Annotated in this window: 16 protein-coding genes; 14 read left to right on the top strand and 2 right to left on the bottom strand. The window is 71.2% G+C overall.

What is annotated here, in order from left to right:
- Window positions 1-49 precede the first annotated feature (49 nt).
- Together ACIBVL_RS05115 and ACIBVL_RS05110 are read left to right on the top strand one after the other, a co-directional pair.
- Window positions 50-1,990, top strand: coding sequence for a TIGR03960 family B12-binding radical SAM protein (locus ACIBVL_RS05115; RefSeq protein ID WP_399091870.1), 1,941 nt, complete (start codon window positions 50-52; stop codon window positions 1,988-1,990).
- Window positions 1,991-2,004: 14 nt separating this feature from the next.
- Window positions 2,005-2,508, top strand: coding sequence for a hypothetical protein (locus tag ACIBVL_RS05110; protein ID WP_399091867.1), 504 nt, complete (start codon window positions 2,005-2,007; stop codon window positions 2,506-2,508).
- Between the two features lie 157 nt (window positions 2,509-2,665).
- On the opposite strand, the gene ACIBVL_RS05105 is transcribed toward ACIBVL_RS05110, so the two are convergent.
- Window positions 2,666-3,202, bottom strand: a complete 537-nt coding sequence (locus ACIBVL_RS05105; protein ID WP_399091864.1) for a hypothetical protein — start codon at window positions 3,200-3,202, stop codon at window positions 2,666-2,668.
- Between the two features lie 344 nt (window positions 3,203-3,546).
- Here ACIBVL_RS05105 and ACIBVL_RS05100 point away from each other — a divergent pair, with 344 nt between their 5' ends.
- The 10 genes from ACIBVL_RS05100 to ACIBVL_RS05055 all read left to right on the top strand — a co-directional run bounded on the left by ACIBVL_RS05100 (window position 3,547) and on the right by ACIBVL_RS05055 (window position 18,921).
- Window positions 3,547-3,942 (top strand): hypothetical protein, encoded by a 396-nt coding sequence (locus ACIBVL_RS05100; RefSeq protein WP_399091861.1) that lies wholly within the window; start codon window positions 3,547-3,549, stop codon window positions 3,940-3,942.
- 89 nt (window positions 3,943-4,031) lie between these two features.
- Window positions 4,032-5,087, top strand: coding sequence for a hypothetical protein (locus tag ACIBVL_RS05095; RefSeq protein ID WP_399091858.1), 1,056 nt, complete (start codon window positions 4,032-4,034; stop codon window positions 5,085-5,087).
- Window positions 5,088-5,135: 48 nt separating this feature from the next.
- Window positions 5,136-5,900, top strand: coding sequence for a TIGR03936 family radical SAM-associated protein (locus tag ACIBVL_RS05090; RefSeq protein ID WP_399091855.1), 765 nt, complete (start codon window positions 5,136-5,138; stop codon window positions 5,898-5,900).
- 276 nt (window positions 5,901-6,176) lie between these two features.
- Complete coding sequence (locus ACIBVL_RS05085; RefSeq protein WP_399091852.1) at window positions 6,177-10,457, top strand: ribonuclease E/G; 4,281 nt, start codon at window positions 6,177-6,179, stop codon at window positions 10,455-10,457.
- A gap of 461 nt (window positions 10,458-10,918) precedes the next feature.
- Window positions 10,919-12,034, top strand: a complete 1,116-nt coding sequence (locus ACIBVL_RS05080; protein ID WP_399092082.1) for a DegT/DnrJ/EryC1/StrS family aminotransferase — start codon at window positions 10,919-10,921, stop codon at window positions 12,032-12,034.
- Between the two features lie 44 nt (window positions 12,035-12,078).
- On the top strand, window positions 12,079-13,056 hold the full coding sequence (locus tag ACIBVL_RS05075; protein WP_399092079.1) for a Gfo/Idh/MocA family protein: 978 nt from the start codon (window positions 12,079-12,081) through the stop codon (window positions 13,054-13,056).
- Window positions 13,046-14,626, top strand: coding sequence for a glycosyltransferase family 4 protein (locus tag ACIBVL_RS05070; RefSeq protein ID WP_399091849.1), 1,581 nt, complete (start codon window positions 13,046-13,048; stop codon window positions 14,624-14,626). Before ACIBVL_RS05075 ends, ACIBVL_RS05070 begins: the two co-directional genes overlap by 11 nt.
- Window positions 14,623-16,272 (top strand): glycosyltransferase family 2 protein, encoded by a 1,650-nt coding sequence (locus ACIBVL_RS05065; RefSeq protein WP_399091846.1) that lies wholly within the window; start codon window positions 14,623-14,625, stop codon window positions 16,270-16,272. Before ACIBVL_RS05070 ends, ACIBVL_RS05065 begins: the two co-directional genes overlap by 4 nt.
- Before the next feature lie 9 nt (window positions 16,273-16,281).
- Window positions 16,282-17,565, top strand: coding sequence for a nucleotide sugar dehydrogenase (locus ACIBVL_RS05060; RefSeq protein WP_399091843.1), 1,284 nt, complete (start codon window positions 16,282-16,284; stop codon window positions 17,563-17,565).
- An 81-nt stretch (window positions 17,566-17,646) separates the two neighbouring features.
- Complete coding sequence (locus ACIBVL_RS05055) at window positions 17,647-18,921, top strand: hypothetical protein (RefSeq protein WP_399091840.1); 1,275 nt, start codon at window positions 17,647-17,649, stop codon at window positions 18,919-18,921.
- Window positions 18,922-18,966: 45 nt separating this feature from the next.
- Here ACIBVL_RS05055 and ACIBVL_RS05050 read toward each other — a convergent pair whose 3' ends face one another.
- Window positions 18,967-19,569 (bottom strand): acyltransferase, encoded by a 603-nt coding sequence (locus tag ACIBVL_RS05050; protein ID WP_399091837.1) that lies wholly within the window; start codon window positions 19,567-19,569, stop codon window positions 18,967-18,969.
- A 237-nt stretch (window positions 19,570-19,806) separates the two neighbouring features.
- On the opposite strand from ACIBVL_RS05050, the gene ACIBVL_RS05045 reads away from it, so the two are divergent.
- Window positions 19,807-21,339, top strand: a complete 1,533-nt coding sequence (locus ACIBVL_RS05045; protein ID WP_399091834.1) for an FG-GAP repeat domain-containing protein — start codon at window positions 19,807-19,809, stop codon at window positions 21,337-21,339.
- A gap of 139 nt (window positions 21,340-21,478) precedes the next feature.
- A complete protein-coding gene (locus ACIBVL_RS05040) occupies window positions 21,479-25,144 on the top strand; it encodes a LamG domain-containing protein (protein ID WP_399091831.1) in 3,666 nt (1,221 codons plus the stop codon).
- Window positions 25,145-25,156 lie beyond the last annotated feature (12 nt).

The following is a 25,156-nucleotide window of genomic DNA, read 5'->3' as shown; positions in this document are numbered from 1 at the left end:
CTGCCTTCGGCCGGGGGTACCCCAGTCAGCTCACGAAGGTAACCCCGCGATGTCTGTCGAGTCGGTCTTCCCACAGCTCGAAGCCTTGCTCCCGCACGTGCAGAAGCCGATCCAGTACGTCGGAGGCGAGCTCAACTCCACGGTCAAGCCCTGGGAGTCCTGCGACGTCCGCTGGGCGCTCATGTACCCGGACGCGTACGAGGTCGGTCTGCCCAACCAGGGCGTCATGATCCTCTACGAGGTGCTGAACGAGCAGGACGGCGTCCTCGCCGAGCGCACCTACAGCGTGTGGCCGGACCTGGAGGCGCTGATGCGGGAGCACGGAGTCCCGCAGTTCACGGTCGACAGCCACCGCCCGGTGAAGGCGTTCGACGTGTTCGGCCTGTCCTTCTCCACCGAGCTCGGCTACACCAACATGCTGACGGCCCTGGACCTGGCCGGCATCCCGCTGGAGTCCAAGGACCGCACGATCGACGACCCGATCGTCCTCGCGGGCGGTCACGCGGCCTTCAACCCCGAGCCGATCGCCGACTTCATCGACGCCGCCGTCATCGGCGACGGCGAGCAGGCCGTGCTCGACATGACGCGGATCATCAAGGAGTGGAAGGCGGAGGGCCGCCCCGGCGGCCGCGAGGAGGTCCTCTTCCGCCTCGCGAGGACGGGCGGGGTGTACATCCCGGCGTTCTACGACGTCGAGTACCTGCCCGACGGCCGGATCTCCCGTGTCGTACCGAACCGGTCGGGCGTGCCGTGGCGCGTGTCGAAGCACACGGTCATGGACCTGGACGAGTGGCCCTACCCCAAGCAGCCGCTGGTCCCGCTGGCGGAGACGGTCCACGAGCGCATGTCGGTGGAGATCTTCCGCGGCTGCACCCGCGGCTGCCGCTTCTGCCAGGCCGGCATGATCACCCGCCCGGTGCGCGAGCGCTCCATCACCGGTATCGGCGAGATGGTCGACAAGGGCCTGAAGGCGACGGGTTTCGAGGAGGTCGGCCTGCTGTCGCTGTCGTCGGCGGACCACAGCGAGATCGGTGACATCGCCAAGGGCCTGGCCGACCGCTACGAGGAGGACAAGATCGGCCTGTCCCTCCCCTCCACGCGTGTCGACGCCTTCAACGTGGACCTGGCGAACGAGCTGACCCGCAACGGCCGCCGCTCGGGTCTGACCTTCGCCCCCGAGGGCGGCTCGGAGCGCATGCGCAAGGTCATCAACAAGATGGTCTCCGAAGAGGACCTGATCCGCACGGTCGCGACGGCGTACGGCAACGGCTGGCGCCAGGTGAAGCTGTACTTCATGTGCGGCCTGCCGACGGAGACCGACGACGACGTCCTGCAGATCGCCGACATGGCGATGAGCGTCATCCAGAAGGGCCGCGAGGTCTCCCGCTCCAACGACATCCGCTGCACGGTGTCGATCGGCGGTTTCGTGCCCAAGCCGCACACCCCCTTCCAGTGGGCCCCGCAGCTCTCCGCCGAGGAGACGGACGCCCGCCTGGAGAAGCTCCGGGACAAGATCCGCGGCGACAAGAAGTACGGCCGCTCGATCGGCTTCCGCTACCACGACGGCAAGCCCGGCATCGTCGAGGGCCTGCTCTCACGCGGTGACCGGCGGGTCGGCGCGGTCATCCGGGCCGTGTACGAGGACGGCGGCCGCTTCGACGGCTGGCGTGAGCACTTCTCCTACGACCGCTGGATGCGGTCCGCCGACAAGGCCCTGGCCTCCTTCGGCGTCGACGTCGACTGGTACACCACCCGCGAGCGCACGTACGAGGAGGTCCTGCCCTGGGACCACCTGGACTCCGGCCTCGACAAGGACTGGCTCTGGGAGGACTGGCAGGACGCCCTCGACGAGACGGAGGTCGAGGACTGCCGCTGGACCCCGTGCTTCGACTGCGGCGTGTGCCCGGCGATGGACACGAACATCCAGGTCGGCCCCACGGGCAAGAAGCTCCTGCCGCTGACGGTCAAGAACACCGCTCCGACCGGCTGAAACGGGACACTGAGGTGAGTGAGCCGCTGCGGCGCAGCGCCGAGGCTGTGGCAGACGTCACAGAGGATGAGGTGTCCGCAGCGCTCGGCTCTCTTGCGGTGACCCGTGGGGGCTGGATGAACGTTGTGTGGGCGGCGACGTCGCCGGAATCGGGACGGTTCTCCGCAGTCGAGAGACGTTCGGACGTGAAGGATCTGGCGGACCGCTTCGGCGAACTGCGTTCCCGTGGCCAGGGGTACCTCGAAGTCCGGTTGCCGGACAGGGAGCTTCCTCAGCTGAGCCTCGGCTTCCGAGGCGATCACGCGGTGATCCATCTGATCGATGACGCTGAGGGGATGTCTCTTCTCGTGGGAGACGGCACCGTCCCCGTGGGCGCCGTGGTCGACGTCCCGATCATGGACGATCCAGCAGAGTTCACCGGCGACTTCGTCCTAAGCGTCGACCGCGCATGGGCCCTTGTGCGCAGCTTCATCCGGGTGGGGGTGCCCAGCGATCTGGGCGTGTGGTGTGCGTTGTAGCCGACGATGGCCACGAACATCCAGGTCGGCCCCACGGGCAAGAAGCTCCTGCCGCTGACGGTCAAGAACACCGCTCCGACCGGCTGAAACGGGTGTGAGGGCCGAAAGCCCCTCAGGCATGGGTTCTGAGGGGCTTTTTGCTGGTTGGACGCTGTTCTCAGGGCTGATGGACGGCATGCTCCCTCAGGAAGGCCCCTGCGTGGGCTGCGGCCTCTTCCTTCGTCGCGTACCAGGTGTCGCCGTCGGCCGCCCCGTGCGTTCCGTCGGCGCCCTTGCCTGTCCACCTCCAGCCGCCGGACGAAGGGTCCTGCGTCAACTCGGCCCTCCCGCCGCACAGCTCGAGTGGAGCGCTTGCCGTGGCTGCGGTGGTTGCCGCGCGGCTGATGGCGTCCGGCCATTTCTTGCGGGCGCCTTGCCGGGTGATACCCCAGACGGCTCCCATCTGCTCGTAGCTGGCGCCGTAAGAACCAGCGGTTCCTGCCGCGATCGCCGTCAACCGTTTGACCTCGGTGTCCACGACCTTCCAGGTGGCGAGGACGGACAGGGCGACTTCGACCGGGTCGGCCTCCCACATGCGGTCTCCGGGTAGTCCGGATGCTCGGGAGCGCATGGCCGTTGCGAGTGGGTCGAGAGCGTCGTAGAGGGCTTTGTCGAGCTCCACCTGTTCTTCGGGGGTGATCTCATACGGGGCCATGTGACAACTTTAGTTTCCCGAAGTCGATGATGTAAACATGAGTTTCCGGACGCGGATGTGCGTCGGAGCGACGCAGGCTGACGCTTTCTCGAAGTCAGGGCTGAGGGCTCGGATGCCGACACGGGCGGGTCACCGATGGCGTCACCTGAGTGGCTGTTCTCGGTTCGCGGGGCTTCCCCAGGCTTCCTAGCGTGGCGATATCCGCCGCGGAGGAGGTAGCCATGCCGACGAGTGAACCGTCTGCGGGCGGTCCTCGGAGGGGAAGGCCCTCTCCCCCCTGGCCGCCGCGGACGAAGCCGCGGGGTCGTGGCTGTCTCTGGGGGTGTGCCGGCGCTCTGGCCACGGTGATCGTCATCGTCGTGGCGATGCTCGTGATCGCACTGGGTGCCGACGACGAGACCACCACACCCGCGCCCACCGACACCACCACCGAGAAGACGCGGGACTCCCGGGGCGAACGGGCGGACCTCATCAGCTTCCGGCTCGACGACCGTTCACAGGCCGGTATCACCGATATCTGGGTCGTTTGGACGATCAGGAACAGCAGCAGCGAGAAGTCCGACTACTCATGGGATTGGGAGGCGGTCGGAGCCAGCGGCACCCGTCTGACGAACGGATCCCAACTGGAGACCGACGTGCGACCCGGCCAGACCGCCTGGGACGAGTACCCCACGACGCTCAAGACCGTGAAGGGCGTCAAGCTCAACATCACCAGCTTCGACCGCACTGCCGGCCTCTGACCGCCGACCCCCCGCCTGTCGGGTGGATCGGTGCACTCGTCCGGCTGAATTCATGCATCCAAGGGGGTGGTTGCGGCGTCTACACCCATATGGACCTGCAGAAACCGGCCGTCGAACCGCAGCAGCCGGAGGGGTGTCTCGTCGTCGCGATCCGGATGCCCGTGCGGATTGTGGTGCTGGTGCTCGTCGTGCCCGTGCGAATGGTGTGGGACGGGCTCGTCGTCGTGGGGCGGTTCCTCGGGGACGCGGTGCTGCGACCGTTGGGGCGGGCGCTGTTGTGGTTGGGGCGGGTGTTGTTGGTCTGGCCGTTGGTGGGACTGTGGCGGTATGTCGTGGTGCCGGTCGGCTGGGTGCTGGGCCGGCTCGGCTGGGTGCTGGTGGTCGTACCGGTGGTGTTCCTCCATCGGTACCTCCTCGCTCCGGCCGGGCGTGCGCTGGTGTGGCTGGCGCGGGGTGTCGGTGCCGGGCTGGCTTGGGCGTACGCGCGCGTGCTGACGCCCGTCGGGCATGCGGTTCTGTGGCTGGTGCGGTATCTGGTCGTCGTACCGGCTTGCTGGGTTTACGAGTGGATCCTCGCGCCCGTCGGACGGGCTCTCGCATGGGGTGCGCGCGGGGTGGGACGGCTGCTCGGGCTGCTGGTCAGCGGGGTCGGGGTGGCCGTGTACTGGATCACCCGGGTGCTGCTGGTGCTGCCCGCGCTCGCGCTGTGGCGCTGGGTGCTGGTTCCCGTGGGGCGCGTTCTCGCTGTCGTGGCGCGTGAGGTGGGGGACGCGCTCGGACACGCCTGGCGGATCGCGGGACACCTCTCGCGTGCCGTCGGACGATTTCTCGCCACCCTGTTCCGGTGGATCTTCGTGGAGCCGGTGCGGTGGGTGTACCGGACCGTCCTCGCACCGCTCGCGCATGTCGTGCGGGACGTCGTCCTGCGGCCCGCCGCCGAGGCCGCGCGCGCTGTGGGGCGGACGGCCCGGCAGGCCCTCGCCGCCGCCCGCGAGACGGTCCGGCAGACCCGTGCCGACGTGCGGCGGGCGCTGTTCGGGGAGCCACGGGAGAGGGACGCCGTCCCGCGGCGGGAACCGAGGCCGCTCGGTGCACGTACTCTTGATAGCAGTACGACCGCTCTCACGAAACTCACGAAGGACTGAACGACACTGGGCAAGCGACAGCCCGAAGGCCCGCCGCCCGCACCCGCGGTGCAGCGCATCCGACTGCGCTACACCAAGCGCGGCCGCCTCCGGTTCACCAGCCACCGTGACTTCCAGCGCGCCTTCGAGCGCGCGTTGCGCCGTGCCGAGGTGCCGATGGCGTACTCGGCGGGGTTCACGCCGCACCCGAAGGTGTCGTACGCCAATGCCGCACCCACCGGCACGGGCAGTGAGGCGGAGTATCTGGAGATCGCGCTCACCGCGGCGCGGGAGCCGGAGAAGCTGAGGCTTCTGCTCGACGAGTCCCTGCCCACCGGCCTCGACATCGTCGACGCGGTCGAGGCGAGAACCTCGGGCCTGGCCGACCGGCTCACGGCCTCCGTGTGGGAGCTGCGGCTCGACGGAGTGGACCCGGCCGACGCCCGACGCGCCGTCCAGGCCTTCAACACCGCCGAGTCCGTCGAGGTCCAGCGCATGACCAAGAACGGCGTGCGCACCTTCGACGCCCGCCCGGCGGTCGTGCGTCTCGAAACACAGAGTGAAATGGCTGATAGGCCGACCGACCAGCCCTGTGCGATACTGCGGCTGGTTGTTCGGCACGTGACGCCTGCCGTACGACCCGACGACGTCCTGTCCGGTCTCCGCGCCGTGGCCGACCTGGCGCCGCCGGTCCCCGCAGCGGTGACCAGGCTGGCGCAGGGGCTGCTCGATGAAGAGACCGGCGCGGTGACCGACCCGCTCGCGCCCGACCGCGAGGCAGCCGAGGCCTTCTCAACGGCCGATGCGACTGCCGCCGCGAAGGCGCCGGCGTAAGGAAGGTTCCGCACAGGGACGGACGTCGTAGCGCCGCCCTCGTACTCGGGAGCCACCTGGGTCGGGCAGCGCACCGACCAGAAGACTTTCGCCAGGCCGTCGCAACAGGGCTACGGAACCGGCGAGACAGGACACAGAGAGCTCCCGTGCGGCGGCCGCGCCCCGGACGGCGGCACCGCGCACAGCGCGAGCCGCGGACGTCAACGGTGACCGATCCACATGATCGGCGCCGGACCCAGGTGCGGCGCCCGGGAGCCTGACGGGAGACACACCCGCATGCTCGAGCCGACCGAACCCACCAAGGGTTCCGAAGAACAGAACAACACCCCCAGCGACACCCTGCCGCCGCGTCGTCGGCGCCGTGCCGCTTCCCGCCCGGCCGGTCCGCCGGTCGGCGCCGCCGAGGCCCCGGCCGAGATCACCGCGCCGGCCATACCGGCCGTGGAGTCCGCCGAGCAGTTGGCGGAGGAGGCCATTGAGGGCGTCAGGACCGACGAGGACGTCAAGGCCGACCAGGCCGCCGCGGCGATCGTGGGCGATGAGGCCGAGGTGACGGCGGAGGACGCCGAGGGGACGGAGGAGGCCGCCGAGGCCGCTCCCGCGCCGCGTACGCGTCGGCGTGCCACCCGACGGGCCTCCGCGCCCGCCGGTGCCCCCGCGTCCGCGGAGGCCGCCGAGACGGTGGTGCCCGCGCCCGCCGAGGCCGTCGTGCCGGTGCCCGCCGCCGAAGAGGCCGCCGTCGAGGAGAGCGAGCCCGTCACCGAGGCCGCTGCCGCCGAGGACACCGCTCCTCGCCGTTCCCGTCGCCGGGCCACGCGCCGCGTGTCCGCGCCCGCCGCCGCCCCGGCCCCGGCCGAGGACGCCGAGACCGTGCCCGCGGCCACCCCCGCCGCTGAGACGCCCGCCGTCGAGGCCCCTGCCGCGCCCGTCGCGCAGGTGTCCGAGGACGCCGCCGAGGCCGCTCCCGCGCCGCGTACCCGTCGCCGGGCCACCCGCCGGGCCGCCGCGCCCGCCGACGCGCCCACCGAGGCCACGGTGAGCGCCGAGGCCCGGACGGCCGATGAGACCGAGGCGCCCGCCGCTTCCGTCGAGACGCCCGCGGCCTCCGCCGAGACCGCGGCCGCCTCCTCCGAGGCGCCCGCCGAGGCCGCCGCGCCGCGTACCCGTCGCCGGTCCACCCGCCGGGCGGCCGCGCCCGCCGGGGCACCCGCGAGCGCTGCCGCAGAGGACGAGACCGAGGTTCCCGCGGCGACCGCCGACGCCGGTGCGAAGGCCGACGAGGGCCCCGCCGCCGTCGAGACCGCCTCCCAGGAGTCCGCCGCCCAGGCGCCCGCCGATGAGGACGCCGGCTCCCGGCGGCCCCGGCGGCGTGTCGTGCGGCGGGCCGCCGGTGGCTTCTCCGAGCCCGAGCCCGTGAAGGGGAACGGCGAGGCGGAGGCTCCGCGTCGGCCCGCGCGGCCCACGGTCGCCGTGTTCCAGGCACCCGTGTTCGCCGAGCCGCAGTTCCAGACGCCGCAGCGCGCTGCCGCCGAGGCCGCTGCCGCCGTGGCCGAGGAGGCCGAGGAGACGCCGGAGGTCGAGGAGACCGCCGAGGTCCCGGTGGAGGAGGCGGGCGGTTCGCGTCGCCGGCGCCGCCGCCGGGGTGCCGCCTCCGCCGAGGAGACCGAGGCCGCCGCACCGGCTGTCGCCGCCGCGCCCGTCGCCGAGGACGAGACCGAGCCGGAGGAGGCCGACGAGGCCGCCGAGGACGTCGTCGACGGCGACGAGGAGGGCGAGGAGGGCGAGGAGACGGGGTCGCGCCGCCGGCGTCGCCGCGGAGGCCGTCGCCGCCGCCGGGGCGAGGCAGTCGAGGGCGAGGGCGCGGACGCCGAGTCCGAGGAGTTCGCCGCCGAACAGGCCGAGCAGGACGCCGAGGACACCGCCGAGCAGGAGGAAGAGGACGCCGACGACGAGGGCCTCGGCTCCACCGCCGGCAGCCGTCGCCGCCGTCGCCGTCGCCGCCGTGCCGGGGACACCTCCGTCGACGTCGAGCCGGGTGACGGCGACCCCGAGCGGACCGTCGTCAAGGTCCGTGAGCCGCGCAAGCCCGCCGAGCCGTCCGACGAGGTGCAGTCCATCAAGGGCTCGACCCGCCTCGAAGCCAAGAAGCAGCGTCGCAGGGAAGGCCGTGAGCAGGGGCGCCGACGCGTCCCGATCATCACCGAGGCCGAGTTCCTGGCCCGCCGCGAGGCCGTCGAGCGGGTGATGGTCGTCCGCCAGAGCGGTGAGCGCACCCAGATCGGCGTCCTCGAGGACGGCGTGCTCGTCGAGCACTACGTCAACAAGGAGCAGTCGACCTCGTACGTTGGCAACGTCTACCTGGGCAAGGTCCAGAACGTGCTGCCGTCCATGGAGGCCGCCTTCATCGACATCGGCAAGGGGCGCAACGCCGTCCTGTACGCCGGTGAGGTCAACTTCGAGGCGCTGGGCATGGCCAACGGGCCTCGGCGGATCGAGAGCGCCCTGAAGTCCGGGCAGTCCGTGCTCGTCCAGGTGACGAAGGACCCGATCGGGCACAAGGGCGCCCGCCTGACCAGTCAGGTGTCGCTGCCGGGCCGCTACCTCGTATACGTTCCCGAGGGCTCGATGACCGGCATCAGCCGCAAGCTGCCCGACACCGAGCGGGCCCGGCTGAAGACGATCCTCAAGAAGATCGTCCCCGAGGACGCGGGCGTCATCGTGCGCACCGCCGCGGAGGGCGCGAGCGAGGACGAGCTGCGCCGTGACGTCGAGCGGCTGCAGGCGCAGTGGGAGGACATCCAGAAGAAGGCCAAGAACGGCAACGCGCCGACGCTGCTCTACGGCGAGCCGGACATGACCGTCCGGGTCGTGCGCGACATCTTCAACGAGGACTTCTCCAAGGTCGTCGTCAGCGGCGACGAGGCCTGGTCGACCATCCACGGGTACGTCGCGCACGTCGCCCCGGACCTGGCCGACCGGCTGTCCAGGTGGACCTCCGAGGTCGACGTCTTCGCCACGTACCGGATCGACGAGCAGCTCGCCAAGGCGCTGGACCGCAAGGTCTGGCTGCCCAGCGGCGGTTCGCTGGTGATCGACCGGACCGAGGCGATGGTCGTCGTCGACGTCAACACCGGCAAGTTCACCGGCCAGGGCGGCAACCTCGAGGAGACCGTCACCAGGAACAACCTGGAGGCGGCCGAGGAGATCGTGCGCCAGCTGCGGCTGCGCGACCTCGGCGGCATCATCGTGATCGACTTCATCGACATGGTGCTGGAGTCCAACCGGGATCTGGTGCTGCGCCGGCTTCTCGAGTGCCTGGGCCGTGACCGTACGAAGCACCAGGTGGCGGAAGTGACCTCGCTGGGGCTGGTGCAGATGACCCGCAAGCGGGTCGGTCAGGGTCTGCTGGAGTCGTTCTCCGAGACCTGTGTGCACTGCAACGGGCGTGGTGTCATCGTCCACATGGAGCAGCCGACCTCCGCCGGTGGCGGTGGCAAGCGCAAGAAGCGCGGCCGTGGCGGCGACGCCCACGAGCACGAGGCCGTCGAGGTCGCCGAGCCGCTGCTGAGCGTCGAGGAGGAGGCCGAGACCGAGGCCGAGGTCGCCGCCGAGGCGGCCGAGCCGGTCGCGCTGTCGGCGCCCGACTTCGCCGCCGACGAGGAGCTGTACAGCAGCGTCGCCGAGGCGGAGGCAGCGGCCACCCGTGGGCGCAGCCGTCGTAGGACGGGCCGTCGGGCGTCCGCTCCGGCCGGTGCCCCCCGGGGTACGCGGAGGGCGGGCGGCTCGGAGGTGCTCGTCACGGCGGAGCCCGTCGAGGCGTCCGTCGAGGCGCTCGCCGAGGTGCCCACCGCTCAGGACGTGACCGCTGACGCGGAGGCCGAGCGTCCGGTGCAGCCGGCCGAGGCGGTTGCCGCGCAGGCCGAGCCGGTCGCCGTGGAGGACCCGGTGGTCGAGGCCCCGGCCCCCGCCGAGGACGAGGCCGCGCCCAAGGGCCGTACCCGTCGGCGCGCCACCCGCAAGGTGTCCGCGCCGGCCGGCTCGCCCGCCGGCGCCGAGGCCGTGGTGACGGTCGTCGAGCCGGTCGTGGAGCCGGCCGCCGCCGAGGCCCCGGCCGCCCCGGTGGAGCAGCCCGAGGCCGCGCCGGCCGCCGAGGCCGAGCCGGTCGCCGAGAACGCGGCCCCGGCCCGCCCGCGGCGCCGTGCCGTGCGCAAGGCCACCGCGCCGACCGCCCCCGAGGAGACGGCCGTCGTGGTGGTCCCGGCGGCTCCGGCGGAGGCCCCCGAGGCCGAGGCTCCTGCGGAGGCCACCGCTGAGACGCCCGTCGGCGAGGAGGCGGAGGCCGCTCCGGCCAAGAAGACGGCCGCCCGCAAGACGGCCAAGAAGGCCACCGCGAAGAAGGCCGCCACCAAGAAGACGGCGGCGGCCAAGAAGACGGCCGCGAAGAAGACCGCCGCCAAGAAGACGACGGCCAAGAAGGCCGCGAAGTCGGTCACGTCGAAGAAGACGGCGGCGGCGCAGCAGAGCGTGCCGACCGTCTCGGCCTCGACGGAGGACTGACCTCCGTCTCCGTGTGGCAGCGGCGCGGGCGCCCGGTGTGATCCGGGCGTCCGCGCCGCCGTCGTGGCGCTCCCCGACCTGCGGGTCACCTCGCGTCGCCATCCGTTTACCGGAGAGTTACGCTGTGTCTTGCTTGTGATGGAGGGCACCCAGGGCGGTGGTTTCTCTGTGGTAACACTGGGGAAAATTGCGGTCCTCGTGCTGGTAACGTGCAGTCTGGTCCCGGTGGCCAAAGACGAACACACCGTGACCGCAGCCGATGAGCACATCCGGCCCCATGCCGGGTACGGCTGACTTCCCGCAAGGAACCCTCGGGGGGCGGGGTCCTGTGTACAAGCCGTCCATCCGCCTACAGGCAACGGTGGACAACCAGGGATGCGGCCGTGCTGAGCATCGACATGGCCCTTCCCGACCGCATGACGTGGTGCGCCTTCGAGGTCGCCGTAGAGGAGGGGATGTCGATGACCGACGCCCATGAGTTCATACCGGCCGCCAGACCCGTGATCGACGAGGAGGAGATCGAGGCCGCGGTGCGCGTACTGCGCAGTGGCCGGGTCGTCCAGGGTCCCGAGGTGGCCGCCTTCGAGGAGGAGTTCTCGGAGCTGGTCGACGGGCGCCACTGTGTCGCGGTCAACTCCGGCACCTCCGCGCTGCATTTGTCGCTGATGGCCCTCGGGCTCGGCCCGGGCGACGAGGTCATCGTGCCGTCGTTCTCCTTCGCGGCCTCCGCCAACGCGGTCCGGCTGGTCGGCGCCGACGTGGTCTTCGCCGACATCGACGCCGACACCTTCTGTCTGGACCCCGCCGCGGTCGAGGCGGCCATCACGCCGCGCACCGCCGCGATCATGCCGGTGCACCTCTACGGCCACCCCGCCGCCATGGACAGGATCATGGCGATCGCCCAGCAGCACGGGCTCGCCGTCGTCGAGGACGCCTGCCAGGCCCACGCGGCCGCGCTGAACGGCACGCCGGTCGGCGCCTTCGGTGCCGCGGGCACGTTCAGCTTCTACCCGACGAAGAACATGCACAGCCTCGAGGGCGGCATGATCTCCACCGGTGACGCCGAGGTCGCCCGCACCCTGCGCCTGCTGCGCAACCAGGGCATGGAGCAGCGCTACGCCAACGAGATCGTCGGCGCCAACGTGCGCATGACGGACGTCTCCGCCGCGATCGGCCGTGTGCAGCGCGGCAAGCTCGGCGGCTGGACGGAGCAGCGCATCGCCAACGCCACGTACCTCACCGAGCACATCAGCGCGCCGAACGTGGTCACGCCGAAGGTCGCCGAGGGCGCCCGGCACATCTACCACCAGTACACCGTGCGCATCCAGGGCGACCGCGACGCCGCGATGGCCAGGCTCACCGAGGCCGGTGTCGGCAACGCCGTCTACTACCCGACCCCCATCCACCGGCTGAAGCCGTACTGGGAGCCGGACCAGAAGGCGGGCCGCGACTGGGACCTGCCCGAGACGGAGCGCGCCGCCGCGGAGGTCGTGTCGCTGCCCGTCCACCCGGCCCTGTCCGCCCAGGATCTGGAGCGCATCGTGGCCGCCGTCAACGCGCTGGGGGAGCAGCTGTGAGCATCGGGAAGCCGCTGCGGGCGGGACTCGTCGGTCTCGGTTCCATGGGGCGTCACCACGCCCGTGTCCTGTCCGGTCTGGAGGGCGTCGACCTCGTCGGCGTCGTCGACCCGATGGGTGACAAGTTCGGCGCCGCCCAGGGCGCGCCGATCCTGAACACCGTCGAGGAGCTCATCGCCCTCGGCGTCGACTACGCGGTCGTGGCCTGCCCCACCCACCTCCACGAGGAGGTCGGCCTGGCGCTCGCCGAGGCCGGGGTCTGCGCGCTCATCGAGAAGCCGGTCGCGGAGTCCGTGGACGGCGCCCGCCGCCTCGTCGAGGCGTTCGAGTCGCGCGGTCTGGTCGCCGGTGTCGGTCACATCGAGCGGTGCAACCCCGCGCTGCGCTCGCTGCGCGCCCGGCTGGAGGCCGGCGAGCTCGGTGACGTCTACCAGGTCGTCACCCGCCGCCAGGGCCCCTTCCCGCACCGCATAGCGGACGTCGGCGTGGTCAAGGACCTCGCCACCCACGACATCGACCTCACCGGCTGGGTGACCGGACGCGAGTACGTGTCCATCGCCGCGCACACCGTCTCCAAGAGCGGCCGCATCCACGAGGACATGGTCTCCGCGGTGGGCCGCCTCGACGACGGCACCATGGTCAACCACCTGGTGAACTGGCTGAGCCCGCTCAAGGAGCGCTTCACCTCGGTCACCGGCGAGCGCGGCTGCTTCATCGCCGACACCCTCACCGCCGACCTGACGTTCCACTCCAACGCCGCCGTGACCACCGAGTGGGAGGCCCTGCAGGCCTTCCGCGGCGTGTCCGAGGGCGACATGATCCGGTACGCCATCCCCAAGCGTGAGCCGCTGCAGGTCGAGCACGAACTGTTCCGGGACGCCGTGCTCGGCAAGGACGCCGACATCTGCACCCTGCGCCAGGGGATGCGCACCGTTCAGGTGGCGGCCGCGGTGCTGCAGTCGGCGACCGAGAACCGTAGCGTTTCCCTTCAGGCGGAGGACCTGGCAACTCATGGCAGCTGAGAACACGTCGGCGCAGAAGTCGGTGCGTGGCCGCATCGTCATGCTCGTCGACAACGGGGTGAACGGCGACTCGCGCGTGCAGAAGGAAGCACGTTCGGCCGCCGAGGCCGGGTGGGACGTGATCCTGCTCGGCAAGGGCAAGGGGAAACAGGAGACGACCTGGGAGATCGGCAAGGCACAGGTGCGTCTGCTGCCGGTGCCCGGGCCGATGCACCGCCGACGCCACGAGTACCGCAGGGCCGTGCTGCGCTCGCCGCTGGCCTACAAGCCGGGCCCGCTGGCCGCGTACCGCCGTCAGAAGATCAAGGCCTGGCGCGCCGACCTCAACATCCGGCTGATCCTCGCCCAGCAGGAGGGCTCGTTCCTCACCCGGCTGCGCCTGGTGCTGCCCCGGGTCGCCTCCCGGTTCGTCCAGAACTGGGTGAACCTGCGGGCGCGCAAGACAGCCAAGCTGGAGAAGAGCCGCAAGGAGATGGAAGGCCCGCTGGACCGGTTCACCACCGCGTTCTGGCACAGGACGATGGGCACCCGCAGCTGGCGCAAGCTCGACCCGCACCTGTGGGACCTGGAGCTGGCGTACGGCAAGGTCATCGACGAGCTCGACCCGGACCTGATCCACGCCAACGACTTCCGCATGCTGGGTGTCGGCGCCCGCGCCACGCTGCGCGCCCGGGCCCGGGGCCGCGACGTCAAGCTGGTGTGGGACGCCCACGAGTTCCTGCCCGGCATCAAGCCGTGGAACTCGCACCCGCGCTGGCACAAGGCGCAGTGCGCGCACGAGCTGGAGTACTCGCGGTTCGCCGACGCCGTCACCACGGTGTCCGACACGCTCGCCGGGATGCTCCAGGAGCGGCACTCGCTCAAGGAGCGCCCGTCCGTCGTGCTCAACGCCCCCGACGCGGAGATCTCGCCGGAGCAGGCCGCCGAGCCGGTCCCGGACCTGCGCGAGCTGTGCGGCATCGGCCACGACGTGCCGCTGACCGTGTACAGCGGTGCCGCCGCCCCGCAGCGCGGCCTCGACATCATGGTCGAGTCGCTGCCGCAGCTGTCGGAGGTGCACACCGCGTTCGTCGTGCTGAACACCGAGTCCGAGTACATGCGCGGCCTGCGTGAGCGCGCCGAGGAACTGGGTGTCTCCGACCGGCTGCACATCCTGCCGTACGTGCCGCACTACCAGGTGGTGCGTTTCCTGGCGGCGGCGGACCTCGGGGTCATCCCGATCCACCACTGGCCGAACCACGAGATCGCCCTCATCACCAAGTTCTTCGAGTACTCGCACGCCCGGCTGCCGCTGATCGTCAGCGATGTGAAGACGATGGGCGAGATGGTCCAGCGCACCGGCCAGGGCGAGGTCTTCAAGGCCGAGGACGTCGAGGACTACGTGCGCGCGGTGAAGTCGGTGCTCGGCGACGCGGCCCGCTACCGGGGCGTGTACGACACCTCCGGCCTGCTGGAGGAGTGGACCTGGGAGGCCCAGGCCGAGCTCCTCGACAAGGTCTACACCCGGCTGGTTCCCGGCAGCGCGGTCCGCCCGGCGGCCGAGCGCAGACCGGTGGAGGCGGGAGCATGAGCGGCACACCGGACGTCAGCGTGGTCGTCGCGGTGTACAACACCATGCCGTACCTGACGGAGTGTCTGAACTCCCTGATCGGGCAGAGCATCGGCCGGGAGCGTCTGGAGGTCGTCGCCGTCGACGACGGCTCCACGGACGACAGCGGCCCCGAGCTGGACCGGTTCGCGGCGCTGTACCCCGACACCGTCAAGGTGATCCACCAGCCGAACTCCGGCGGCCCGGCCGCGCCCAGCAACCGTGCGCTGGACGTGGCCACCGGCCGTTACGTCTACTTCATCGGCTCCGACGACTACCTCGGCGAGGAGGCGCTGGAGCGCATGGTGAAGTGCGCCGACGAGAACGACTCGGACGTCGTCGTCGGCAAGATGGTCGGCACCAACGGCCGGTACGTGCACCAGGCGCTGTACAAGGAGAACGTCGCGGACGTCAGCCTGTACGACTCGGCGCTGCCGTTCACCCTCGCCAACACCAAGCTGTTCCGGCGGGACCTGGTGGAGAAGCACAAGCTGCGCTTCCCCGAGCACCTGCCCGTGGGCAGCGACCAGCCGTTCACCATCGAGGCGTGCGTCCGCGCCCGGAAGATCTCGGTGGTGGCCGACTACACCTGCTACTACGCCGTCAAGCGCGGTGACGCCAGCAACATCACCTACCGCGCCGACCATCTGGCGCGGCTGCGGGCGGCGGCGGAGATCGTCGACTTCACGGCCGGCCTCATCGAGGAGGGCCCCGGGCGCGACGCCGTGCTGCGCCGGCACTTCACCTGGGAGCTGGCCAAGCTGGTCCAGGACGACTTCCCGTCCCTGGACCGGGAGTTGCAGCGGCAGCTCTGCGCGGGCATCGGCCGGCTCGCCGACGCCTACTTCACCGACGGCATCCGGGACGCCATGGACGTCAAGCGCCGGGTGCGGATCGCGCTGGCGCAGGCCGGGGCGGTCGACGAGCTGGCCGAGGCGATCTCGTCGGAGAAGGAGCACGGGGCGCCTCCGTTCGTCGTCGAGGGCGAGCGCGCCTACGCCCGCTACCCCGGCTTCCGCGACCCGCGGATCGGGGTTCCCGACCGGGTCTACGAGCTGGTCGGGGAGGCCGTCCCGGGCCGCCTCGCCAAGGGCACCGAGCTGCTGGCCTCCGGCTGGGAGCAGCAGGGCGAGACGCTCGCCTACACGGCGTCCGTACGGCTGCCGATCCTCGGAGACGTCGAAGGCGCCGGCCCGGCCCTGCGGCTGGTCAAGGGCGCGATGCCGAAGTCGGCGGACAAGCCGGGCGCGCGCCGGCTGAAGGCCGGGCACGAACTGGCCCCGGTGGTGGGCGGGATGCGGGTGGAGACGGCAGAGGACGGTGCCGCCTGCGTGCTGCACGCCCGGGTCCCGCTGGAGCTCGTCAACGGCAAGCGGGGCGTGCGCGTGTACGTGGACGTGGCCGGTTCGACGTACGAGATCCCCGTGCGGGGCAAGGGGCTGCCCATGCCGCTGGCCCGCAGGTGGGGCCGGGACGACGACCCGTACCGGGCGTCGGCGCTGGTCAACTCCAAGGGACGCGTGGTGGTCGACACGGCCCAGATGTACCCCCCGAAGACAACTGTCGTCCGGCGGGCGCTGGGGGGCCTTGTCCGGAAACTGAAGTCCCGTTCCAAAAGGAAGAAGTAGCGACCCTCCATGAACATCTGTGTAGTAGCGCTCGGCAAGATCGGGCTCCCGCTGGCGGTGCAGTTCGCCTCCAAGGGCCACCGGGTCATCGGCGCGGACGTCAACGAGAAGGTCGTCGAGCTGGTCAACGCCGGTGTCGAGCCGTTCCCCGGTGAGCACGACCTGGACGTCAAGCTGAAGCAGGCCGTCGACGCCGGCCTGCTGAGCGCGACCACGGACACCGCGTCCGCGGTCGCCGAGTCCGAGGCCGTCGTCGTGGTCGTCCCGCTGTTCGTCGACGCCGAGGGCGTGCCGGACTTCGGCTGGATGGACGCGGCGACCAAGGCGATCGCGCAGGGCCTCAAGCCCGGCACGCTGGTCTCGTACGAGACGACCCTCCCGGTCGGCACCACGCGCACCCGCTGGGCGCCGATGCTCGCCGAGGGCTCGGGTCTGACCGCGGGCGAGGACTTCCACCTCGTCTTCTCCCCGGAGCGTGTCCTCACCGGCCGGGTCTTCGCCGACCTGCGCCGCTACCCCAAGCTGGTCGGCGGCATCGACGAGGCGTCGACGGCCCGTGGCGTGGAGTTCTACGAGCGGGTCCTCGACTTCGACGAGCGCGCCGACCTGCCGCAGCCGAACGGCGTCTGGGACCTGGGCACCGCCGAGGCCTCCGAGCTCGCCAAGCTGGCCGAGACGACCTACCGGGACGTCAACATCGGGCTGGCGAACCAGTTCGCGCGGTTCGCCGACAGCAACGGCATCGACGTCAAGAAGGTCATCGAGGCCTGCAACTCGCAGCCGTACAGCCACATCCACCAGCCGGGCATCGCGGTCGGCGGCCACTGCATCCCGATCTACCCGCGGATGTACCTGTGGAACGACCCGGCCGCGACCGTCGTGCGCTCCGCCCGTGAGGCGAACGCCGCGATGCCGGAGTACGCGGTGGACCTGCTGGCGGCCGCCTACGGGGACCTGACCGGCGTGGGCGTCCTCGTCCTGGGCGCCGCCTACCGCGGTGGCGTCAAGGAGACGGCCTTCTCGGGCGTCTTCCCGACCGTCGAGGCCCTCAAGGCGCGCGGCGCGGTGCCGTTCGTCTCCGACCCGATGTACACGGCCGAGGAACTGGCCGCGCACGGTCTGACCCCGCATGCCGGCGAGAAGGTCACCGCGGCGATCCTCCAGGCCGACCACGCCGAGTACCGCACCCTGACCCCGGCGGACCTGCCGGACGTCACGGTCCTCGTCGACGGCCGTCGTACCACCGACCCGGAGGCCTGGAAGGGCGTCCGCCGGGTGGTCATCGGCGGCTGATGACCGCGGCGGAACCGTCGTAGGATGATGCGGCTCCGGCCAGTCGGCCGGGGCCGTTTTCCTATGCCGGGGGACCCCTACGTGTCGGACGTCCGCACCGCGCCGACCGAGGCGCCCACCGTCACCCGTCCGTCCCGGTGGCGAACCGCCCTCCCCCTGCTGACCTGCCTCGTGTACGCCGTGCTTCAGCTCGCCGCCGGCCCCCAGTGGACCCTCTTCCCCGACTCCTACCGCTACGCCCGCGCCGCCGAGCAGTACCTGGGCGCCTCCCGGGAGGAGGCCCACCGCACGGCGCTGGCGGCGTTCTGCACCAGCCGGGCCGACCGCGCGGCGCACGACGGGCGGCTCCAGCCGACGACCCGCAAGAGCGCGAGCGCCCTCAAGGCCGATGCCGAGCGGGCCTGCCTCGACCGGTGGGCCGACGCCGAGGACATCACCACGGCCGACCCTCGCTACCAGGCCATCTTTTCCAGCCGGCCCGGCTACCCGCTGCTCGCGGCCCCCTTCGTCGGTGCCTTCGGGGTGCTGAAGGGCATGCGGCTGCTGGGGCTGCTCACGGCGGCGGCCGGTTCGCTCATGGTGTTCGGTCTGCTGCGCGGCGCGGGGCTGGCGCGCGGGGCGGCGGTCGTCGGCCAAGTGGCGTTCCTCGCCACGCCGCTCGGGTGGTGGAGTGCCCAGGCGCTGGGGGAGGGGCTGTTCACGGTGTGCGTGCTCGGCGCGCTGTGGGGCGGTCTGCTGCTGCTCAGGAACCGGTCCCTGCCGTGGGCGGCCGCCCTCACGTCCCTCGCCTACGGGACGGGCGCCGTCACTCGCTACTCGTCGGTGCTGGTCCTCGCGGCGTTCGTGGCGGCTGCCGCGACGGCGGGCCTGTGCTTCCCGGGACGGCTCCGGCACCGGGGCACGGTCGTCCTGGCGGGGCTGTCGGCGCTGGCCGCGGGTGGGGTGTTCGTGGCGATGCGGGCCCTTGCCCTGCCGTCCTCGCAGGTCACCCTGCAGGACACCTTCACCCACCACTTCGCGGATCCGGAGGTCGCCGACCCCTGGGGCAGACTGCTCGGTCTCGCCGCACGGTTCTGGCGGGACTGGGCGGCCCAGCAGGCGGAGCTGCCGTACTTCCTGGCTCTCACGGCCCTCGCGGCCTGGGCCCTGGTCCGCTACGGCGACGGGCTCGGCCGGCTCGCCCTGGCGACCGGGCTCACGGGGGTGTGCCTGGTCACCGCCCATCCCCTCGTCCAGGAGGCGGACCGCCTGGCCGTCCTGATGTGGATGCCGGTGGTCCTGGGGCTGCCACTGGTGGTGGACCGCCACTGGACGTGGCATCCGCCGCGGGAGCCGATGCCACGCCCGTCGGAGTAGCCGAGGCCGGGCCGGTGGGGCCGTACTCCGGCGGTACCGCTGTCCTCAGAGGGCGCGCTCGGTGAGGACGCCGTCCTTCTCGTCGTACAGCTCGCCCGTCTTCGGGCACTCCCACACGCCGGTCTCGCCCTCGCGCTCGACCAGACGGACGCCGACGCGGCCGACCCAGCCGATCTGCCGGGCGGGCACGCCCACCACGAGGGCGAAGTCGGGAACGTCCCTGGTGACGACGGCGCCTGCGGCGACCATCGCCCAGCGTCCGATGGTGAGCGGTGCCACGCACACGGAACGCGCCCCGATCGACGCCCCGTCGGCGATCTTCACACCGACGGCCTCCCAGTCGCCGCCGCGCTTCTGCTTGCCGTCGGGGTCAACGGAACGCGGGTTGTGGTCATTGGTGAGGACCACGGCGGGGCCGATGAAGACACCATTGCCCAGCTCGGCGGGCTCGTAGACGAGCGCGTAGTTCTGCAGCTTGCAGTTGTCGCCCATGCGCACGCCCGAACCGACGTACGCACCCCGGCCGATCACACAGCCCTCGCCGAGGCGGGCGCCCTCACGGATCTGCGCGAGGTCCCAGACACTGCTGCCCGCGCCGATCTCGGCACTCTCGTCGACCTGCGCGCTGGGCTGGACCCTGTAGTTCACTTCATCGCCTTCCGGTGTCTGCGTTCGCGTGGCGAGCATACGGGGCCGGGGGCGGGTGGGTGTGGGGGCGGTGGTCGTGCGGTGCGCGGCACGGCATCTTGGGGAAACGTGTGTGATTACTGTGATTGTTGTCACGTTCTGCAGTGACGGTTTGGTATTGCATGTGCACGACGAGCAAGGAGAGGATTCCTTGACTTTCTTTAACTTCTCTTTATTCACGGGGCGAATGTGTCAAGGGTGGGGAAAACGTGGCGGCGTGCTGCCGTCACCGTTGCGGCGGGGGCATTACTGACCTCGGGGCTCGGAAGCGGCGGCACTCCCGCCGCGGCCGCAGTCGCGTGCCCGTCGGGAGTCGAGTCGGACTTCAACGGCGACGGCGTCAGGGATACGGCGGTCGCCGACCCGGAGGCGACCGTCGACGGCGTGGCCAAAGCGGGTGCCGTCCACGTCGTGTACGGCGGCGGCAAGGGCAGCACGACCATCACCCAGGCCCTGGACACCATCCCGGGCGCTCCCGAGAGGGGCGATCAGTACGGCTACTCGTTGGCCGTCTACGACGCCGACCTCGACGGATGCAGCGACCTCGTGGTCGGCACACCCTACGAGGACCTCGGCACCGCTCCTGACGCGGGATTCGTCCAGGTGATCTACGGCGCCACTACCGGGCTGGGCTCGGGCAAGGCCGTCAAGGAGTTCCTCCAGGGCAGCGACAAGCCGCTGGCCGGCGCAGCGGAGGCCGAGGACTGGGTCGGCTACGCCGTCGCGGCCGGGAAGACCTCGGCCGGCACGCCGTTCCTGCTGATCGGCAGCCCCGGGGAGTCCATCGGCACCGTCGAGGACGCGGGATCCTTCTTCTACGTCAGCGGCACCGCCCAGACGGTCGTCGGTGTCAGCCAGAACACCGAGACCGCCGGCGCCGTGCCCGGCACCGCCGAACAGGACGACCGCTTCGGCTCCACGCTCGCCGCGACCCCGACCCACTTCGCGGTCGGCACCCCGGGCGAGGCGCTCGGCACCGTGGCCTTCGCCGGCGGCGCCGCCTACTTCAGCCACACGCTGACTTCCAACTCCCCGAAACCGCTCGGCGGCCTCGGCCAGGACCAGGACGAGATCAGCGGCGCCGAGGAGGTCGGCGACCAGTTCGGTGCCGCGCTCGCCATGGTCCCGTACCGGGCCTCCGGCGCGACCTCCACCACCGAGTCGCTGCTCGTGGTGGGCGTCCCCGGCGAGGACCTGGCGACCACCGTCGACGCGGGCGCCGTCCAGGTCTTCAGGCTCACGGCGAGCGGCACCTTCAGCCAGCTCGCCTGGATCGACCAGAACTCCGAGAACGTGGAAGAGGTGGCCGACGCCGGCGATCTGTTCGGCAAGCGGCTCACCGCCGTCAACACCTCCCCCAACGCCACCTCCACGGCCACGACCACCAAGGTCGCCATCGGTGTACCCGGCGACGAGTCCTCAGAGGAGCACTCGGACAAGGGCGGCGTGCAGATCGTCCCGCTGGTCGGCGCGCCCGGCGCCTCCGACCAGTGGATCGACCCCGGCTACGGCATCCCGTCCACGCCCGCGCCCCGCATGCTCACCGGCCTCTCCCTGGCCGCCACTCCGTCCCTGCTGTACGTGGGTATGCCCTACGGCCCGGCCGAGGGCCACGCGGTCTACGGCTTCCCATGGAGCGTGACCTCCGGCGGGGCGCCGACTCAGACGATCAAGCCCGGTGAGGGCGGCATCCCGGCGACCGGCGTCGCCTTCGGGGCGACTGTCCGCTGACGAGGCCTGCCCGTCCGTTGGACGTTGCCGTTCAACGCGACGACCGACGGCATGGCATTCCCGCGGTTGGCGGCGCCTTCGGAGCGACCATCCGATGACCCGACCCGAGACAGACATGAAGCAACGGGAGAGTGGACGCGTGTCCGCAGACAGACACAGACCCCTACGGCGTGGCGTGCTGGTGCGCGCCGCCGTCGCGGCCGCCGTCGCCGGTGCGGTGACGGCGGGCACCCTGGCGGTCCTGCCGGGCGGTGCTCCGGGCCGGGACCAGACGACGGTCGCGGCCGACCAGCCGATGGTGACCGAGCAGCAGGCCATGGCGGCCGCGAAGGACAGCGGGAAGAAGACCGAGGTCGTCGGCCTGCGCACCGAGCGCCGGGAGATCTTCGCCGAGCCCGACGGCACCTTCACCGCCCGCGAGTACACCGAGCCGGTGCGCACGGTCCAGGGCGGCAAGTGGGTCCCGGTCGACGCGACGCTGGTGAAGCGCGCCGACGGCACGTGGGGCCCGAAGGCCGCCACCGTGGACCTCAGCTTCTCCGCCGGCCAGGCGGGCAAGCCGTTCGTGACGATGCAGCGGGCGGGCCGCGAGTTCGCCCTGACCTGGCCGTACGGCAAGCTGCCCGCGCCGAAGGTGGAGGGTGACACCGCCACCTACGCCGAGGTTCTGCCCGGCGTCGACCTGACCGTGCGCGCCGAGGCCGACGGCTTCGGCCACCTGCTGGTCGTCAAGACGCCCGAGGCGGCGGCCGACCCGAGGCTGGCCAAGGTCGACCTCGGTATGACCACCGACGGTCTGAAGGTCGCGGAGGACGCCACCGGGGCGATCGTCGCGGAGGACTCCGTCGTCGGCGGCACCGTCTTCCATGCCGGCAAGCCCTCGATGTGGGACTCGGCCGCCGTCGAGGAGGCCGCCACCAGGAAGCAGGGCCCCAAGGCCGTCGCGAAGGCGCTGAAGTCCGCCGCGGCGGGCGCGGACGAGACCACCGCTGCCACTCCCACGACCACCCCGGGCCCGCAGGTCGCCCCCGAACCCGCCCTGGAGGGCCCGGGCGGCGGCGGCCGTGTCGCCCCGCTGGGCGTCGAGGTCGGCAAGGGCAAGCTGAGCCTCGTCCCCGACCAGAAGCTCCTCAAGGGCGCCGACACCGTCTTCCCGGTCGTCATCGACCCGATCTCGCGCACCACCTCGCGCACCTCCTGGACCGGCGTCATGTCCGGGATGCCCGGTGAGCAGGACTGGAAGTACTCCGGCAGCGCGGGCGTCGGCAAGTGCCCGACCGACTACAACCCGGTCTCCTGCAACGGTGTCGGCGTGCGCCGCGTGATGTTCACGATGCCGCTCTCCTTCTACAAGGGGAAGCAGATCCTGGGCGCGACCTTCTCCGCCCGGGTGGAGCACATCTACAGCGCGTCCCCGACCGCGGAGCCCATCCAGCTCTACCGGATCGGGGGCCAGAACTACTCGCTGACGTCGTCGAGCAGCTGGTCCAACACCTCGGACGACTGGGACGACTATCTCCAGACCGTCGACAAGGCGATCTCCCCGACCTCCTGCTCCAGCCAGGCCAACCTGCACTTCGAGAGCGGCGCGTCCGGCGAGCTGACCAGTGAGATCAAGACGGCCGCCGCGGGTGGCTGGAGCTCGATGACGCTGGGCCTGAGGGCGGCCGACGAGTCCCGCTTCGCCGAGTGGAAGCGGATCTGCGGCAACGCCTACCTGTCGGTCAAGTACAACAACCTGCCGCGGCAGATCAAGACGTCCGACATGTCCACGGACCCCGGTGGTCTGTGCAAGTGGGGTTCGAGCCGCGAGTACTCCGAGGTGCCGCCGAAGCTCCAGGCCATCGCGAGCGACCCCGACCACGGCAACGGCCAGACCGACAAGGTCAAGGTCGAGTTCAAGGTGGAGTGGACCGACCCGACCACCAAGGAGGCCAAGTCCTACACGTACCTGACGCCGGACTGGCTCTCCCCGACGACCAGCACCAGGTTCACGCACACGGTCAAGTCGTCGATCCCGCAGAACACGGTCATCTACTGGAGCGCACGCGCCACCGACGGTGACGGCTACGGCCCGTGGAGCTACGACGGCGACACCGCGCAGCGCTGCGAGTTCATGTACGACAAGACGCTGCCCGGCAAGCCGAACGTCCTGTCCAAGCAGTACCCGTCCGACACGGTCTACCACGACGGCGTGGGCACCTACGGCACCTTCACCTTCGCCCCCAACCCGAACGACTCCATCCCGGACACCGACGTCGTCAAGTACCGGTACGCCTTCGACAGCACGGCGAGCCCCGCGACCGTCGCCACCCCGTCCGCGGCGGGCGGCTCCGTCTCCGTGCAGTGGATGCCGACCCGGGCCGGGCGGCACTGGGTCGACGTGATCGCCGTCGACAAGGCGGAGAACCCCAGCACCAGGGCGCACTACGAGTTCCTGGTGAGCGAGGGCACGCCGGTCGTCGCCCAGTGGAACCTCGCCGACCAGGCGGGCGACACCGAAGCGCACGACGAGAGCGGCGAGTTCTCGGCGACCGCGGGCACCGCCGTCGCGTTCGGCGCGGAGGGCCCCGGCGGCAAGGTCGACAAGGCCGCGCACTTCGACGGCAGCTCCGAGGCCTACCTCGACGCCAGCGAGACCGTCCTCGACACCGCCAAGAGCTTCAGCGTCAGCGCGTGGGTGCGGCCCACCGCGCTGGACAAGGACATGGTGGTCGTCAGCCAGGACGGCACCGGCGAGCCCGGCTTCACCTTCGGCTACGACGCGTCCGCGCAGACCTGGAAGTTCTCCGTCCCGGTCAACGACGTGGACTCGCTCGGCGAGTGGAAAGCCGTCTCGACCGGAGTGACCCCGGTCAAGGACCAGTGGGTGCTGCTCACGGGTGTGTACGACGCCCAGAACAGCAACGGCCCCCAACTCCAGCTCTACATCAACAAGGACCTGAAGGGTTCCGCCACGCGCCGGTCCACCTGGAAGTCGTACGGCCCGCTGCAGATCGGCCGCGCCACGGCCAAGAGCGGCTACCGCGACAACTTCACGGGTGACCTCGCCGAGGTCCGCGTCTTCGACCGGGTCCTGCCGGCGGCCCAGGTCGCCGAGCTGATGACCATCAAGCCGGAGCGCAAGGCCTACTGGCAGCTCGACGACGCCACCAGTGGCGCCTCCGCCGAGACCGGCGGCGGCCAGGCGCTGACCCTCGCGGGCAACGCCTCCATCTACCGCCCGGCCGATGTGTTCGACACCGCAGCGCTGGTCGGCGACGGCAACCTGGTCCTGGACGGGAACGGGGACTACGCGTCCACCGCCACCGCCCCGGTCACCGGCAACACCAGCTTCACCGTGTCCGTCCGCGCCCAGCTGACCACACCGGACGCCGAGATGTCGCAGACGGTGCTGTCCCTGCCGGGCACGAACGCCAACCGTCTACAGGTTCGCTACCAGGCCACCACCGGCCAGTGGGAACTCGCCGTCGCCAAGACGGACGCGGCCGCCGCCGGGGTCGTCACCTTCACCGACGACCAGGAAAAGCCCGACGGCGGCGGCTCCGGTCAGCACCTGGCGGTCGTCTACGACGCCTTCGCCAACTCGGTGCGGCTGTACGTCGAGGGCCAGCTCGTCGCCGGTGCCTACGGCACGGACGACACCCTGTGGTCCGCCACCGGCGGCCTCCAGGTGGGCCGTTCGCTGCGCGGGGCGAGCGAGTACTTCGCCGGCGCGATCGACGAGGTCCGCGTCTACAGCGGCGCGGCCGACCAGATCGCGGTGCAGCAGATGGCCGCGCTGACGGCCCTCCCCGATATGTGACGGGTCGTCATC

It is taken from the genome of Streptomyces sp. NPDC049687 (genome assembly GCF_044465285.1).
Taxonomy (GTDB): Bacteria; Actinomycetota; Actinomycetes; order Streptomycetales; family Streptomycetaceae; genus Streptomyces.
The sequence above is the reverse complement of the archived record's forward strand: the minus strand, read 5'-3'. Positions and strand labels throughout refer to the sequence as shown.